The organism is Pantoea sp. ABR1s (assembly GCF_057812235.1).
On sequence record NZ_CM173823.1, the window covers coordinates 1827866 to 1841781 of the forward strand.

Here is a 13916-nt window from a genome sequence, read left to right on the forward strand (position 1 = left end):
AAAAATTATAGTGCAGCGCGCCAGTAACCTGACGGGCCGGAGAGAGAAAAACGAGAAAGGTTTCAGAATGCGATCTGAGTACTCAGCGAGCGGATAATACCCGCGGTCATGCCCCACACCAGATAATCCTGATAGCGCGACAGCCAGACCGGGTGGCGAACGCCAGCCCGATGTACCTCCAGCGCGCTGTAGCGGCTGAGCTGCAAAGCCTCGGCCAGCGGCATCTCAAAGGCGCTGCTCACCTCATCCGGATTAATCGTTAACCGCAGATCGGCCGGAATGATCCCCAGTACCGGCGTCACCTGAAAGCCGGTGCTGCTGGTCACGGCGGGCAGTGCGCCTAATACCTCGACCTGATGCGGCTCAATGCCAACCTCTTCCTGTGCTTCACGCAGTGCTGTGGCGATGAGCGATGCGTCAGTGTCATCCTGCATCCCGCCGGGAAAAGCGACCTGTCCGGCATGTTTGCGCAAGGCGTGTGAGCGCTGCGTCAGCAACAGACCGGGTTCAGGCCGTGCCACAATCGGCACCAGCACCGCCGCATGGCGCCCGGATAGCAATTGTGTGCTGCGGGCTGGCTGCTGCAACAGAAAACGGCTGCGGAAATCATTAAGCGTCAGGGCCAACTGAACCTCCGGTTTGTTCCAGTGCCGGTAAGATCCGGCTGACTTTATCGAGTGTTTCCTGATACTCCGCTTCGGGATCGCTGTCTGCAACAAGCCCGCCGCCCGCCGCACAGTAGAGCTGCTGACCTTCAGCGATCAGCGTGCGAATGGTGATGCTGGTATCCATCCGGCCACACAGGCTGAGATAACCAATGCTGCCGCACCAGGCATTGCGCCGCTGCGGCTCCAGTTCATCAATAATCTCCATCGCCCGAATCTTGGGCGCACCGGTAATCGAGCCGCCCGGAAAACAGGCGCGCAGCAGATCGGTAGCCTGCAGGGTATCAGGCAGCTGCGCCCGCACCGTGCTCACCAGGTGGTGTACGGCGGGGAAGGGTTCAACCACAAACAGTTCAGGCACCGTGACCGAGCCGGGTAGCGCCACGCGGCCAATATCGTTGCGCAGCAAATCGACAATCATCAGGTTTTCGGCCCGATCTTTTTCCGCATGGCGCAGCGACTCAGCCTGTTGCGCATCAGCAATCGGATCGTCACAGCGTGGCCGGGTACCTTTGATCGGTCGGGTTTCGATCTGTTTATTATTCAGTGACAGAAAGCGCTCCGGCGACAGGCTCAGGATTGCGCTCTCCGGCAGACGCAGAAAAGCGCTGAACGGCGCGCGGTTAGCCGCATTGAGTATACTGAACGCCTGCCACTCATCACCCTGGTAACCGGCCTGAAAGCGCTGCGCAAGATTAACCTGATAACAGTCACCCGCCTGAATATAGGCCTGAACCGCCGCAAAACGCGCAGCGTAATCTGCATAGCTCAGGTTGGAGCGCCAGCGGCTGGTCAGTGAAAAGGGCACGGCCTCGCGCGCCGGCCATTGCGCCAGCCAGGCGGCGCGTTCTTCCGCGTTCTTTAACGCCACCAGCGTCAGGGTCTGCTGATGATGATCGGCAATCAATGCCCAGTCATAGATACCCACCGCCATGTCAGGCGTGGTGAGATCGGCTGCGGCCTGCTGAGGCAGCGACTCAAACCGGCGGCCCAGATCATAACCAAACAGGCCCAGCGCACCGCCCTGAAACGGCAGGGCATCGCTGGCAGCCGGCGTCACGCCCAGCGCATCACACTGCTGCTGCACCAGCAGCAGGGGATCGGCGGTTGATTCGGTCGTGCCGGTCGGGTCGCTGAGCGTAGTCATCGCACCGCGGGTCACCAGGGTGGCGCGGGGATCGGCAGTCAGAATATCAAAGCGGTTGTCGCTGTGGTTCGCCTGCGCGGAGGAAAGCAGCATCGCCCATGGCAGATGGGCAATCGGGGCAAAACGCTGAGTCAGCGCATCAGGGGTATAATCAAGACTGAGGGTTTCAACAATCATCGGGCAGAGAAATCAGAGAGCAAAGAGGCGGTCAGACTGCCATATTTTTTCCTGACTGGCACCTGTTAGTTCCGCGTGGGATACTGTCTGCCCCAACGCAGGAGTGAAACATGTTTATTGGAATACCGGCTCTCTCTCATGAGCAGCAGCAGCAGGCCGTCGAACGTATTCAGGAATTGATGGCGGGAGGTTTGTCGAGCGGTGAAGCGATCACCCAGGTGGCGCAGGAGATCCGACAAAATTTCAAGGGCGAACGGATTCGGGCGCTATTCGAAGACGAAGATGAAGAAAACGAAGAGGAATAACGCCCGGCGTTTTAACGTGCAGCGATAATTTTAATTTCGATTTTGTACTTCGGATTCAACAGACCGGCCTGTACCGTGCAGCGCACCGGCGCATTACCTGGGGAGACCCATGCGTCCCATGCGCGGTTCATCGCAGGGAAATCGGCCTTATCCACCAGAAACAGTGTCGCATCAAGGATTTTGCTTTTATCGCTACCGAGCCGTGTCAGAATCGCATCAATCACTGCCAGCGCATTGGCTGTCTGCGCTTCTGCGTCGGCATCCAGATTCTCAGGCACACTGGTGTAATAGATCGTGTCGTTGTGGATCACGGCTTCGGACATACGGTGTTCCGGGTCAATGCGGGTAATACTCATCGGTTTCTCCCTGGTTAATTGCGCATTAGCCTGGCACACTCCCGACATCGCTGTCACCCCTTACGCTTTACAGGCAGCGCTCAACAATCGCCTGTCTGTCCGCCATCACCTGAGGCGCCATCCGGAAAGTCGTGAAATATTTCACCTCAGCCCCTTTTCGGCGGGGCGACACATCCGCAAAAATCGAATCTTCCCAGGTAAAAACGCTGATCTCGCTGCCGTTGGGCTGGGTGTGGGTGGTGTTATCTCTGGCAATGACGCTGGTGGTGGACCAGCCGCGATAAATACAGTCGCTGAGCTGAGGGACGGTGCGGGTGCTTTGACCCTGAAAAACAGGCTGCTGCAGACGAGCCTGATCAGGCGTGGGTGCCTGGCAGCCGCAGAGCAGCAGCACGCCAGCCAGAGAGCCGATGCGGAAACAGTTCATACATTCCTCCGCCTGAGTCAGGCAGTCGGGTTAAGGCCATCTGTTTTACACCGCCTGAACGGCAATGTTAAACCAGTCTCAGCACGTCAGCCTACGGGTGCCACATCCCAACGGTAAGCTGATTTAATCATTATAATCCGCGCGTTTGTTTACTCGCTGCGTTCCTCTGCATTTGCTAACTGCATCACACTGTCTGCATCATGATAATTGGCCGCGGACGTTGTCACTGTTGCAGCCCTGCTGCGCTAAAGCAGCATGAAGCGTCGAAAGAGCGGGAGAAGTGAGGGCACGCGCGGCATAAAAATGTTATAAAACAGCAGATAAATCGCGCTACGGATGAGGGTTCAGGCATGGCGAATACGCAGTATCTTTTTTGGGTGATGGTCGGCGCACTGACGCTGCTGTTTATTGTGGTTTCGGCATTTGTTGGATTGTCCCGTGGCAGTAAGCAGGGCTTTATTACCTTCGCTATTCTGTTCATCGTTATGCTGGCGGGCGCGTTGTACGTCCGCTTATAAGCAGGTCGCAACAGCAGCGTCGCCAATAATCGTGATATCAGGTCACCAGCCAGAAACAGATAAACGCCCAGTACCAGAATGAGCCGTATCTGGCTGAGCGGCCTGCTTTATTTGCCGCTTTTTATCTGGCCAGTGTTGAATCAACCCTGCTATAGCTGCTCAAAAAACTCACCATACAAGGGTAGCGCTTACTGCGAAAATTCACAGTGATATTGATGGTGACATCCTGCGGCGCACCATCTGAACGTCGTCTGCGTTATGTTCTTCTCTGGATTACCCGCTAACGGCTCGATATGTCTCCCCGCCAGCACGCCCATCTGTCCAGGCGGCGCATATCTGATAAAAGGTATTCGTCCAGCAGGCATAAATAACGTTATTTTTGCTAGCCGCTGGCCTCTGAAGTGAAAATGTAATAAGCGACATCAGCGGGTGCGATTCCTTCAACACGTTTTTGTGCAATACCCTGTTTTACAGATTCTGGAAAACGCAGGTAAATACGGTTGTCTTCACTGAATAAGGCTTTATCTATCTCTATCCCGTCATCTTTGAAACAGGATGCATAGGTGTCCCTGAATATTTTACTGACATTATCGATATCTCTGCTGAGTAAAATGACTTCATTTTTTTTCAGATAGTTGCTCTGAATGTTTTGACTCGCTGCAGGGTGGATTAAAAACGTTGCGCTGGGTAATGTTTCCCTTTGCGCCCCTGAGCAATAAATCAGGGTAGCCGCCGAACCCGTCATTGCGGCATTGATGGTTTTTATCGGAATCCTTGACCCCCTGACGGCCTGACCGCCCATATAGCCGGCTTCCATGTCGCCGCCAAAGCTGTTTATATAAAGCGATATTTCTTTTACAGCAGGGTAACTTGCATTAATATCATCGATGCCTGCCATCAATTCTGCCACTTTAGTGCCATTAACCTCGCCAATGTAAACGATTTTTGCCGATTTTATCTCTTGCGCTTTCAGGGTGTTATTTATCACCACTGACGTTTTTGCTATGCAGCAAGCGGAAGTGACGCCCAATAACAGAAAAGTGAAATAACGCACCATAAAAACTCCATTTAAGGGTGTGACGCTGTCAGTTTAAGGATCAGTAATGTTTAAAAAGAAAATAGCCCGTTGTAACTTCCAGGGTGATGATATAGAAGATAAGTACTATGAATATCAATAATAAACTCGCTCTGGCGTGGTTTTTCTTTGAACGTTTAGTCCTTCGGTTTAAGGACCAGTAAAGCAGCATGAAAAGATTTAATACGGGTATGCCGGTTAAAATTAATGTGACAATCCAATCCCATAGGGAGACATCATCGACGTGTTGATTATTTTCCACAGTGTTTTTTACGCTATGTGAGTGGTGGAGTAACGACGTTAACTGCTACGACGTGCAGATCATTTCCTGACTGCTGACGAGTTTTTATTGATTCGCTGAGGATAAACGTCAGACCAGTCTGGTTGTTCGCCGGACATAATCGCGCGCCGCTGTGCAGGGCTGATTCCCTGGTTTATATGCGGCATGACAGGTTCACTATGTTGACCAACTGGGTTAAGTTTGACCTCATCGTTGGTAACGCAACCGCTCAGCGTCAGAATCACTAAGCTATACTGGGGTAATTTAGGGAACAATGATATTTCTCCTTGTTGAGGTAATGGTGTCCATTTTGACGGATAGATGCAACAGGGTAGCAACAGCCAGATTACATCCCATTTAACTTATAATATAAAACCCCACTTCATTTACATTAACGGATATCTTTAGCGAGATAGTCTTAAACGGCCTTTTAAAGAGGACGGATGCCGTGGGGCATGGTTTCTATTGTGATGTGACTCATCCGGCGACAATTTTTTATTGCCTGTGAGAGATAACAGAACGCCTGAATTTTTAATTACCTCTCTACCATCTGTTAAGTCAGCGTGGCTGCATCAGAGGAAATATTCAATCCGCTAATGCTCACAGGTTACGTTTAAATTCTGTCTCTTTTATATCAGGGATTTTTTCTTATAACAACATAACGATGTTTAATGCTACTCCTGTTGAGTTTTTATTTAATGTTACCTTTCTTTGTGCATAATTGTGCTTTGAATCGCATCATTAACTTTTCGTGTCCCTATATTATAACAGTTAAGTTCCGGCCTTTTATTCATTAAACGAGTAAGAGGTTTTTTTGAAAACACAGTTTTTTCAGCGGCGAATTATTAAACCCGCTATCAGACTGACGTCAATGATAACGCGGCTGGAGGAGGCGAATGGGCATCCGATTAACCGGTACGCTATCAGCACCGGCTGTGACGCAAGGCTGTTTCACGCAGTGGCGAAGCTGAGTCTGCGGCAGCGCCTGCATTTCTGATATCTTTTGCGAGCCTTGCAAAACAGATGGCAAGAGTAAGCTACACTCAAAGGGCATAGCAAAATTGCTATCTGACACCGGAGGAAATTATGTCTGAACGCCCTGATTACGATGAGCCGCTGCCCGATGACGCTGAGATTTATCCTGAAGATGAGGAAGAAGATGAAGAAGAGGAACCATTAGAAAAGGATGTCTAGCGTCACCTGCATAATCTTTTATGACGCGTTATCGCGTTGCACCGCAAAACCGCCTGCGTGCAGTTTTGCGGTTTCTTACGTCGCCTGAATTTAGTGCAAAATTTCCCTCCCGGCTCGTTTCGACGATCAAAATGATAAACACAGAAAAATGAAACTCTTTTATTCAGAGAGATTGATATCAACCCTTTCCTGAAGTGCTTAAAAACGTAACATCGTGATGTTTGTTAATTAAATTAACATTGATTGTAATTATAAACTCTTTATTCGTTCTGATTTTGATTTAACGCATTTAGTCACCTTGCTGACTCCGCAGTGAGCGGAATAGTATCCCTGCCGCAAATAAGCTTATTAAGCAGGGATAAAAATGAAATTACCAAAAATGTTAAGTCTGGTTGTGGCGCTTTCTACCCTCAACGTAGCCGGTGCGGCGGAACCACACTGGACGTACGAAGGCAAAGCTGGCCCGGAACACTGGAGCGAACTGACCAGCGACTTCCACATCTGCCACGAAGGTAAGTCCCAGTCGCCTATCAATATTAAAGATCCGATTGAGGGGCATTTACAGGCACTCGATCTGGCCTACCATACGTCGGCTGAGAAGGTGATCAACAATGGCCACACGATTCAGGTGACCGTTGATGAAGAAGATGATTTTGTACTGGATCGGGAAAAGTTCACACTGCGTCAGTATCACTTCCATACGCCGAGTGAGAACCAGATCAATGGGCACACCTTTCCCCTGGAAGCCCACTTTGTACACAGCAAAGAGGATGGCGATCTGGCCGTGGTCGCGGTGATGTTTAAGGTCGGTAAAGAGAATCCGGCGCTGGCACCGTTGATCGACGCTATGCCGAAACAGGAAAACCAGCAGGTAACCATTAATCGCCAGGTAAATTTACGCGATCTCTTCCCGGAAGATCTGCACTATTATCGTTTCAGCGGCTCCCTGACGACGCCACCCTGCAGCGAAGGGATTCGCTGGCTGGTGCTGAAACAGCCGGTTTCGCTCTCTCAGGCGCAGCTCGACGCCTTTAAACAGGCGCTGAAAACCACCAATAATCGTCCGTTGCAGCATCTCAATGGGCGCATGATTGTAGAGTAGTCACAGCGATTTCTGCTGCCTTTCGCGGTGCAACTTTTCCATCAGGAATCCCGGTGCTGCGAGCGCTTCTCTTCAGGCGGCCACGTGCCGCCTTTTTCCCCATCTTTCAGACGCGATCCAGAGTCTTTAGCTGCCACGCCCCCAACGGCTGGAAATAGATAAGTTATTGATAATTATCAATTTTGCTTTGTTGATCCAATACTGACATAATTACAGTGTTTTTGCCGTTCTTAGTGAGGGTATGTGGCAGACGATTTTGCAGTGGATGGCGCGCTGGCGCTGGCGATCGCAGGCTTTAAGCCGCGTGAAGCACAGCGTGAGATGGCGCAGGCGGTATCTGAAGCCGTAAAACAGCAGGGTGAACTGGTGGTCGAGGCCGGTACCGGCACCGGAAAAACTTATGCCTACCTGGCTCCCGCTCTGCGGGCCGGTAAAAAAGTGATTGTCTCCACCGGATCCAAGGCGCTGCAGGATCAGCTCTATGGCCGCGATCTGCCTACGATGATCAAGGCGCTGGATTTCAAAGGTAAAACGGCCTTGCTGAAAGGACGCTCCAACTACCTTTGCCTGGAACGCATGGAACAGCAATCGATGGCGGGCGGCGATCTCACCGCGCAGGGGCTGACCGATCTGGTGACGCTGCGCAGCTGGTCATCGCAGACGGAAGATGGCGACATCAGCAGCTGTGCGGGCGTGACCGAAGACAGCCCGGTCTGGCCGCTGGTCACCAGCACCAACGATAACTGCCTCGGCACTGACTGCCCTCGCTATAAAGAGTGCTTTGTGGTCAAAGCGCGTAAGCGCGCGATGGACGCCGATGTGGTGGTCGTGAACCACCATCTCTTTCTTGCCGATCTGGTGGTGAAAGAGGGCGGCTTTGGCGAACTTATTCCCGAAGCTGATGTGATGATCTTCGATGAAGCCCATCAGCTGCCCGATATCGCCAGTCAGTATTTTGGTCAGCAGCTCTCCAGCCGCCAGTTACTCGATCTCGCCAAAGATATTATTACCGCCTACCGCACCGAGGTGCGTGATGCTCAGCAGCTGCAGAAATCCGCTGACCGCCTGGCGCAGTGCGCGCAGGATTTTCGCCTGTCATTAGGCGATCCCGGCTATCGCGGTAACCTGCGTGAACTGCTGAGCGATAACAACATCCTGCGGATGTTTACGCTGCTGGATGATGCGCTTGAACTCTGTTACGACGTTATCAAACTCTCACTGGGCCGTTCAGCCCTGCTGGATGCTGCCTTCGAGCGGGCCGCGCTCTACCGTGGCCGGTTAAAACGGCTGCGGGCGATTAACGAACCGGGCTACAGCTACTGGTATGAATGTACCTCACGTCACTTTATCCTGGCGCTGACGCCGCTCTCGGTGGCAGAACGCTTCCGTGAAGTAATGGATAATCGTAAGGCTGCCTGGATCTTCACCTCAGCCACCCTGGCGGTGGATGAGAAAATGGCACACTTCGCCGAACGGCTGGGTGTGAATGCAGCAAAAAGCCTGATTCTGAACAGCCCGTTCGATTTTGCGAAGCAGGCGCTGCTCTGCGTTCCGCGCAATCTGCCGGAGCCTAACCGTCCGGGTGGTGCACGCCAGCTGGCCGCAATGATGAAGCCGCTGATTGATGCTAATAAAGGCCGCTGTTTCTTTCTGTGCACGTCGCACCTGATGATGCGTGAGCTGGCCGCAGAATTTCGCGCCTCAATGACGCTGCCCGTGCTGGTGCAGGGTGAAACCAGCAAGGGTCAGTTGCTGAAACAGTTCATCGATAAGGGCAATGCCCTGCTGGTGGCGACCAGCAGCTTCTGGGAAGGCGTGGATGTGCGGGGTGATGCGCTGTCGCTGGTGATCATCGATAAACTGCCGTTCACCTCACCGGAAGATCCGCTGTTGAAAGCCAGAATGGAAGATTGCCGGATTCGTGGCGGCGATCCCTTTACGGATGTGCAGCTGCCGGATGCGGTGATCACCCTGAAGCAGGGCGTGGGACGCTTAATCCGCGATACCGACGATCGTGGCGTACTGGTGATTTGCGATCAGCGTCTGGTTTCTCGTCCTTATGGCGCGCTGTTTCTCAATAGCCTGCCGCCGACGCCGCGCACCCGGGACATTGCCCGCGCCATCGCCTTTATCCGCCAGCAACCCGAACCAGACGCGTAATTTTATGCTAAGATGCGCGCCGTTTTCTTTCTTCTGAGGTAGTCATGTCAGCCCGAATTTTAGCGCTGGATACGGCGACAGAAGCCTGTTCAGCCGCCTTGCTGAATCAGCAACAGATTGATGCCCGATTCGAAATTGCCCCGCGCGATCACACCCAGCGTATTTTACCGCTGATTGAAGAGCTACTGCTGGCACAGCAGCTGGAACTGACCGACCTGGACGCGCTCGCCTTTGGTCGCGGCCCTGGCAGTTTTACCGGCGTGCGGATTGGCATTGGTATTGCGCAGGGACTGGCACTGGGCGCTTCACTGCCGATGATCGCGGTTTCCACGCTGGCCACGCTGGCGGAAGGCGCGTTGCGTCTGCACGGTGCTACCCGCGTATTAACCGCTATTGATGCGCGGATGGGCGAGGTCTACTGGGCCGAATATCAGCGTGATGAACAGGGTGCCTGGCAGGGTGAGGCCAGCGAAAGCGTGCTGTCGCCCGAAGCGGCACTGGCCCGGATGCAGGTGCTCTCTGGCGAATGGATGACCGCAGGCACCGGATGGCAGGCTTATCCTGCCCTGCAGCAGGGACACGAACTTACCCTGAACGCCAGTGACGTTACGCTGCCCGCTGCAGAAGATATGCTGCCGCTGGCGACCCTTGCGCTGGCGCAGGGGAAGACGCTGCTGCCGGAAACAGCGGAGCCCACTTATCTGCGTAATGAAGTCGCCTGGAAAAAATTACCTGGCCGGTAAAATGCACGCAACTTATTGTTATGCGTCCAGTCTAACTCTTTACCTAACGGGAGAACGTCTATGTCGTCAATGTGTGGTAAAGGGCTTTCAGGTCTGCTGCTGACCTGTGTGCTGGCGTTAACCGGTTGTGTCTCAATTCCTGACACGCTGCAGGGCAGCTCACCTCAGCCGCAGCAGGATCTGTTGCGGGTCATGAGCAATCCTTCGCTCTTTGTCGGGCAGGAATCTCGCTTTGGCGGCAAGGTAGTGAATGTCACTAACCTGAACGGCAAAACCCGGCTTGAGATTGCTGCGCAGCCGCTGGATGATAGCGCCAGACCGCGTCTGGGTGCGGCCTCGGTCGGTCGGATTTATGCCGATATCCGCGGTTTTGTTGATCCGGTGGATGTGAGAAACCAGTATGTGACGGTGCTGGGTACCCTTAAGGGGACAGAGCAGGGCAAAATTGGTGAAGCGGATTATAAATTTGCGGTCATCGATGTGCGCGGTTATCAGCGCTGGCGACTTACCCAGCAGGTGACAGCACCACCCCAGCCGATGGATCCCTGGATCTGGTATGGTCCGACCCGCCATCGCGGCGGATACTGGGGTCCGAATCCCTACTGGGGAATGATGAACAGTGGGCCGGCAGAGGTGCAGACCATTCTGACTGAGTAAGTGCAAAAAACATTTAAGTATCAGCCCGGTCGCGGTGCTCGCTGCCGGGCTTTTTATTTGCCTGTTTTATCAGCACGAAATTTAGTGATGCACTTCGCAACCTCAACATGCCAAAACAGGCAAACTGGTACAATCAGTTAAAATATTGTTAACAAACCAGATTGGCTGAGGCAGCGATGGAAATACAACATAATTATCGGGGTGGATCCTTGAATAAGGTTTGGCTGAAACGCTACCCGGCAGATGTGCCTGCCGAAATAAGTGCAGATCGTTACACCTCGCTGGTGGATCTGTTTGAGCAGGCCGCAAAACGCTACGCCGATCAACCCGCGTTCCTGAACATGGGTCAGAAGATGAGTTATCGTCAGCTGGAAGAGAAGAGCCGCGCTTTTGCCGCCTATCTTCAGCAACAGCTGGGCCTGAAAGCGGGTGACCGGGTGGCACTGATGATGCCGAATTTACTGCAGTATCCGGTGGCCCTGTTTGGTGTGCTGCGTGCAGGTATGGTCGTGGTCAATGTGAATCCGCTCTATACGCCGCGCGAACTGCAGCATCAGCTCAATGACAGTGGGGCCAGTGCTATTGTCATTGTCTCGAATTTTGCGCACACGCTGGAAAAAGTGGTGGCGAAAACCGCTGTGCGGCACGTCATCCTGACCCGGATGGGCGATCAGCTGGCGCCGATAAAAGCGACACTGGTTAACTTTGTCGTTAAGTATGTGAAGAAGCTGGTGCCCAAATACCATCTGCCGGGGGCAATCTCATTTCGCCACGTACTGGAAGTCGGCGAAACGCTCAATTATCAACGCCCGACGGTCTCCAATGACGATCTCGCCTTCCTGCAATATACCGGTGGCACCACTGGCGTGGCCAAAGGGGCGATGCTGACCCATCGCAACATGCAGGCGAATCTTGAGCAGACCCGCGCGACCTACGGCAAAGTGCTGCGCGACGGTAAAGAGTGTGTTGTCACCGCGCTGCCGCTTTATCACATCTTCGCCTTAACGGTGAATGGCCTGCTGTTCCTGGAGCTGGGCGGTCAGAATCTGTTGATCACCAATCCGCGCGATATTCCCGGCTTTGTTAAAGAGCTGGGGAAATTTCCGTTTACCGCCATTACCGGCGTGAACACGCTGTTTAATGCGCTACTCAACGATGAGCAGTTTAATAAACTCGATTTTTCAACGCTGCGTCTTTCCGCCGGTGGCGGAATGGCGGTGCAGAAAGTGGTGGCCGAGCGCTGGGAAAAACTGACCGGACACTATCTGCTGGAAGGCTATGGCCTGACAGAGTGTTCTCCGCTGGTGTCGGTCAATCCCTATGACATCAGCTGCCATACCGGCAGTATCGGTCTGCCGGTACCCTCGACCGATGTGCTGATTCTGGATGACGACGGCAATGAAGTCGCTCCGGGTGAACCGGGCGAACTTTGCATCAGCGGCCCGCAGGTGATGCTGGGCTACTGGCAGCATCCGGAAGCGACAGCGGAAGTGCTGAAAAATGGCTGGCTCCACAGCGGTGATATTGTTACCGTTGACCAGGAAGGCTTTATTCGCATCGTTGACCGCAAAAAAGATATGATTCTGGTATCAGGTTTTAATGTCTATCCGAATGAAATCGAAGACGTGCTGATGCAGCATCCTAAAGTGCGTGAAGCCGCGGCTATCGGTGTCCCCAGCGATCTTTCTGGCGAAGCGGTAAAAGTCTGCATCGTGAAAAAAGATGCATCGCTCACCAAAGAAGAGGTGCTCGATCACTGTCGCCGTCAGCTGACCGGTTACAAGGTGCCGAAAATCATTGAGTTTCGTGATGAGTTGCCTAAAACCAACGTCGGCAAGATCCTGCGGCGTGAGCTGCGCGACGAGGCGAAACCCGGCGCGAGCTGAATCCGGGCAGAAATTGAGGTTGAACGCCGGCATGTCCGGCGTTTTTATTGTTTTTAACATGGAGCGCCGCGCGTTGTTGGCTGCGGTGGAAATCAGACGTGAACTATTCCCTTATCGACCAGGATGATCAACTGGCAGACGTGTGTCAGAAAGCGCGCCAGCACGCGGCGGTGGCCCTGGATACCGAATTTGTCCGCACCCGCACTTACTACCCTCAGCTTGGCCTGATCCAGCTGTTCGACGATCGGCAACTGGTGCTGATTGACCCGCTTAATATCCGTGACTGGTCACCCTTTATTGCCTTGCTGACCGACACCAGCGTCACCAAATTCCTGCATGCCGGGGGTGAAGATCTGGAAGTCTTCCTGCACCGTTTCGGCGTGCTGCCGACGCCCATGATCGATACCCAGATTCTGGCGGCCTTTTCTGGCCAGCCGCTCTCCTGGGGTTTTGCCTCAATGGTGGCGCATTTCACTCAGGTCGAACTCGATAAAAGTGAATCACGCACGGACTGGCTGGCACGCCCTCTGACCCAGCGTCAGTGCGAGTATGCGGCGGCGGACGTTCACTATCTGTTGCCAATTGCGCGTCAGCTGATGATTAATACGGAAGAGGCCGGCAATATGTCGGCGGCACTCAGTGAGTGCGATAACCTGTGTCAGCGTCGTCTGGATAGCCTGTCGCCGGATGAAGCCTGGCGGGATATTACCAATGCCTGGCAGTTACGTCCGCGTCAGCTGGCGGCGTTACAGCGACTGGCGGCCTGGCGTCTGAAGCTGGCGCGTGAAAAAGATATGGCCGTTAACTTTGTGGTGCGCGAAGAGCACCTGTGGAAAGTAGCGCGCTTTATGCCCGGCTCACTGGGCGAGCTGGATCATCTGGGGCTGTCAGGCCACGAAATTCGTTTCCACGGCAAAGCGCTGGTGGCGCTGGTGGCAGAAGCTGAGGCGCTGGATGAGAGCGAACTGCCGGCTCCGCTGGGCAATCTGATTGACCATCCGCACTACAAGCCAGTGTTTAAAGCGATGAAAGCGCTGGTGCAGCAGGTGAGTGAGCAGAGTGGATTCAGTCAGGAGCTGCTGGCGTCACGACGTCAGATTAATCAGGTATTAAGTCAGCACTGGGGCCTGAAGCCACAGGGACGTCAGCCGGAGTTACTCACCGGATGGCGGGGCGAACTGCTGAAACCCGGCATTGAGGAGATTCTGGCGGGTTGTTAACCGG

The 13916-nt window shown here is 53.6% G+C and carries 13 protein-coding genes; 8 read left to right on the forward strand and 5 right to left on the reverse strand.

Features of this window, described 5'->3' with window-relative positions; genetic code table 11:
• Positions 1-62 precede the first annotated feature (62 nt).
• Together ACXKZD_RS08430 and pabB are read right to left on the reverse strand one after the other, a co-directional pair.
• Positions 63-626, reverse strand: a complete 564-nt coding sequence (locus ACXKZD_RS08430) for a CoA pyrophosphatase (protein WP_033757888.1) — start codon at positions 624-626, stop codon at positions 63-65.
• On the reverse strand, positions 610-1989 hold the full coding sequence (pabB, locus tag ACXKZD_RS08435) for an aminodeoxychorismate synthase component 1 (protein WP_022625546.1): 1380 nt from the start codon (positions 1987-1989) through the stop codon (positions 610-612). Before pabB ends, ACXKZD_RS08430 begins: the two co-directional genes overlap by 17 nt.
• Positions 1990-2099: 110 nt before the next feature.
• Here pabB and ACXKZD_RS08440 point away from each other — a divergent pair, with 110 nt between their 5' ends.
• Positions 2100-2294 carry a YoaH family protein gene (locus tag ACXKZD_RS08440; RefSeq protein ID WP_010260545.1) on the forward strand — a complete coding sequence of 65 codons (195 nt, stop codon included), beginning with the start codon at positions 2100-2102 and terminating at the stop codon, positions 2292-2294.
• An 11-nt stretch (positions 2295-2305) separates the two neighbouring features.
• On the opposite strand, the gene ACXKZD_RS08445 is transcribed toward ACXKZD_RS08440, so the two are convergent.
• Together ACXKZD_RS08445 and ACXKZD_RS08450 are read right to left on the reverse strand one after the other, a co-directional pair.
• Positions 2306-2650 (reverse strand): RidA family protein, encoded by a 345-nt coding sequence (locus ACXKZD_RS08445; protein ID WP_003852699.1) that lies wholly within the window; start codon positions 2648-2650, stop codon positions 2306-2308.
• A 67-nt stretch (positions 2651-2717) separates the two neighbouring features.
• The gene (locus tag ACXKZD_RS08450) at positions 2718-3077 is read right to left on the reverse strand and encodes a hypothetical protein (RefSeq protein WP_010260549.1); all 360 of its coding nucleotides are present in this window, start codon (positions 3075-3077) and stop codon (positions 2718-2720) included.
• Positions 3078-3427: 350 nt separating this feature from the next.
• Here ACXKZD_RS08450 and ACXKZD_RS08455 point away from each other — a divergent pair, with 350 nt between their 5' ends.
• Entirely contained in the window at positions 3428-3595 is a 168-nt protein-coding gene (locus ACXKZD_RS08455; RefSeq protein WP_010260551.1) for a hypothetical protein, read from the forward strand.
• Between the two features lie 382 nt (positions 3596-3977).
• On the opposite strand, the gene ACXKZD_RS08460 is transcribed toward ACXKZD_RS08455, so the two are convergent.
• Entirely contained in the window at positions 3978-4652 is a 675-nt protein-coding gene (locus ACXKZD_RS08460) for an ATP-dependent Clp protease proteolytic subunit (protein ID WP_010670761.1), read from the reverse strand.
• 1856 nt (positions 4653-6508) lie between these two features.
• On the opposite strand from ACXKZD_RS08460, the gene ACXKZD_RS08465 reads away from it, so the two are divergent.
• From ACXKZD_RS08465 to rnd, 6 genes are all read left to right on the forward strand, one after another.
• Positions 6509-7246 (forward strand): carbonic anhydrase, encoded by a 738-nt coding sequence (locus ACXKZD_RS08465; protein WP_033769189.1) that lies wholly within the window; start codon positions 6509-6511, stop codon positions 7244-7246.
• Positions 7247-7489: 243 nt separating this feature from the next.
• Entirely contained in the window at positions 7490-9406 is a 1917-nt protein-coding gene (yoaA, locus tag ACXKZD_RS08470) for a DNA repair helicase YoaA (RefSeq protein ID WP_010260556.1), read from the forward strand.
• Positions 9407-9450: 44 nt separating this feature from the next.
• Entirely contained in the window at positions 9451-10149 is a 699-nt protein-coding gene (tsaB, locus tag ACXKZD_RS08475) for a tRNA (adenosine(37)-N6)-threonylcarbamoyltransferase complex dimerization subunit type 1 TsaB (RefSeq protein ID WP_488982002.1), read from the forward strand.
• A 60-nt stretch (positions 10150-10209) separates the two neighbouring features.
• Positions 10210-10806 carry a Slp family lipoprotein gene (locus ACXKZD_RS08480; protein WP_010260563.1) on the forward strand — a complete coding sequence of 199 codons (597 nt, stop codon included), beginning with the start codon at positions 10210-10212 and terminating at the stop codon, positions 10804-10806.
• Between the two features lie 209 nt (positions 10807-11015).
• A complete protein-coding gene (gene fadD / locus ACXKZD_RS08485; RefSeq protein WP_124890019.1) occupies positions 11016-12692 on the forward strand; it encodes a long-chain-fatty-acid--CoA ligase FadD in 1677 nt (558 codons plus the stop codon).
• Between the two features lie 98 nt (positions 12693-12790).
• A complete protein-coding gene (gene rnd, locus ACXKZD_RS08490) occupies positions 12791-13912 on the forward strand; it encodes a ribonuclease D (RefSeq protein ID WP_033779048.1) in 1122 nt (373 codons plus the stop codon).
• Positions 13913-13916 lie beyond the last annotated feature (4 nt).

Excerpts from the sequence above, each read along its gene's own strand:
- pabB (WP_022625546.1), bottom strand. The coding sequence starts at position 1,989 with ATGATTGTTGAAACCCTCAGTCTTGATTATACCCCTGATGCGCTGACT.
- ACXKZD_RS08440 (WP_010260545.1), top strand. The coding sequence starts at position 2,100 with ATGTTTATTGGAATACCGGCTCTCTCTCATGAGCAGCAGCAGCAGGCC.
- ACXKZD_RS08445 (WP_003852699.1), bottom strand. The coding sequence starts at position 2,650 with ATGAGTATTACCCGCATTGACCCGGAACACCGTATGTCCGAAGCCGTG.
- ACXKZD_RS08450 (WP_010260549.1), bottom strand. The coding sequence starts at position 3,077 with ATGAACTGTTTCCGCATCGGCTCTCTGGCTGGCGTGCTGCTGCTCTGC.
- ACXKZD_RS08455 (WP_010260551.1), top strand. The coding sequence starts at position 3,428 with ATGGCGAATACGCAGTATCTTTTTTGGGTGATGGTCGGCGCACTGACG.
- ACXKZD_RS08460 (WP_010670761.1), bottom strand. The coding sequence starts at position 4,652 with ATGGTGCGTTATTTCACTTTTCTGTTATTGGGCGTCACTTCCGCTTGC.
- ACXKZD_RS08465 (WP_033769189.1), top strand. The coding sequence starts at position 6,509 with ATGAAATTACCAAAAATGTTAAGTCTGGTTGTGGCGCTTTCTACCCTC.
- tsaB (WP_488982002.1), top strand. The coding sequence starts at position 9,451 with ATGTCAGCCCGAATTTTAGCGCTGGATACGGCGACAGAAGCCTGTTCA.
- ACXKZD_RS08480 (WP_010260563.1), top strand. The coding sequence starts at position 10,210 with ATGTCGTCAATGTGTGGTAAAGGGCTTTCAGGTCTGCTGCTGACCTGT.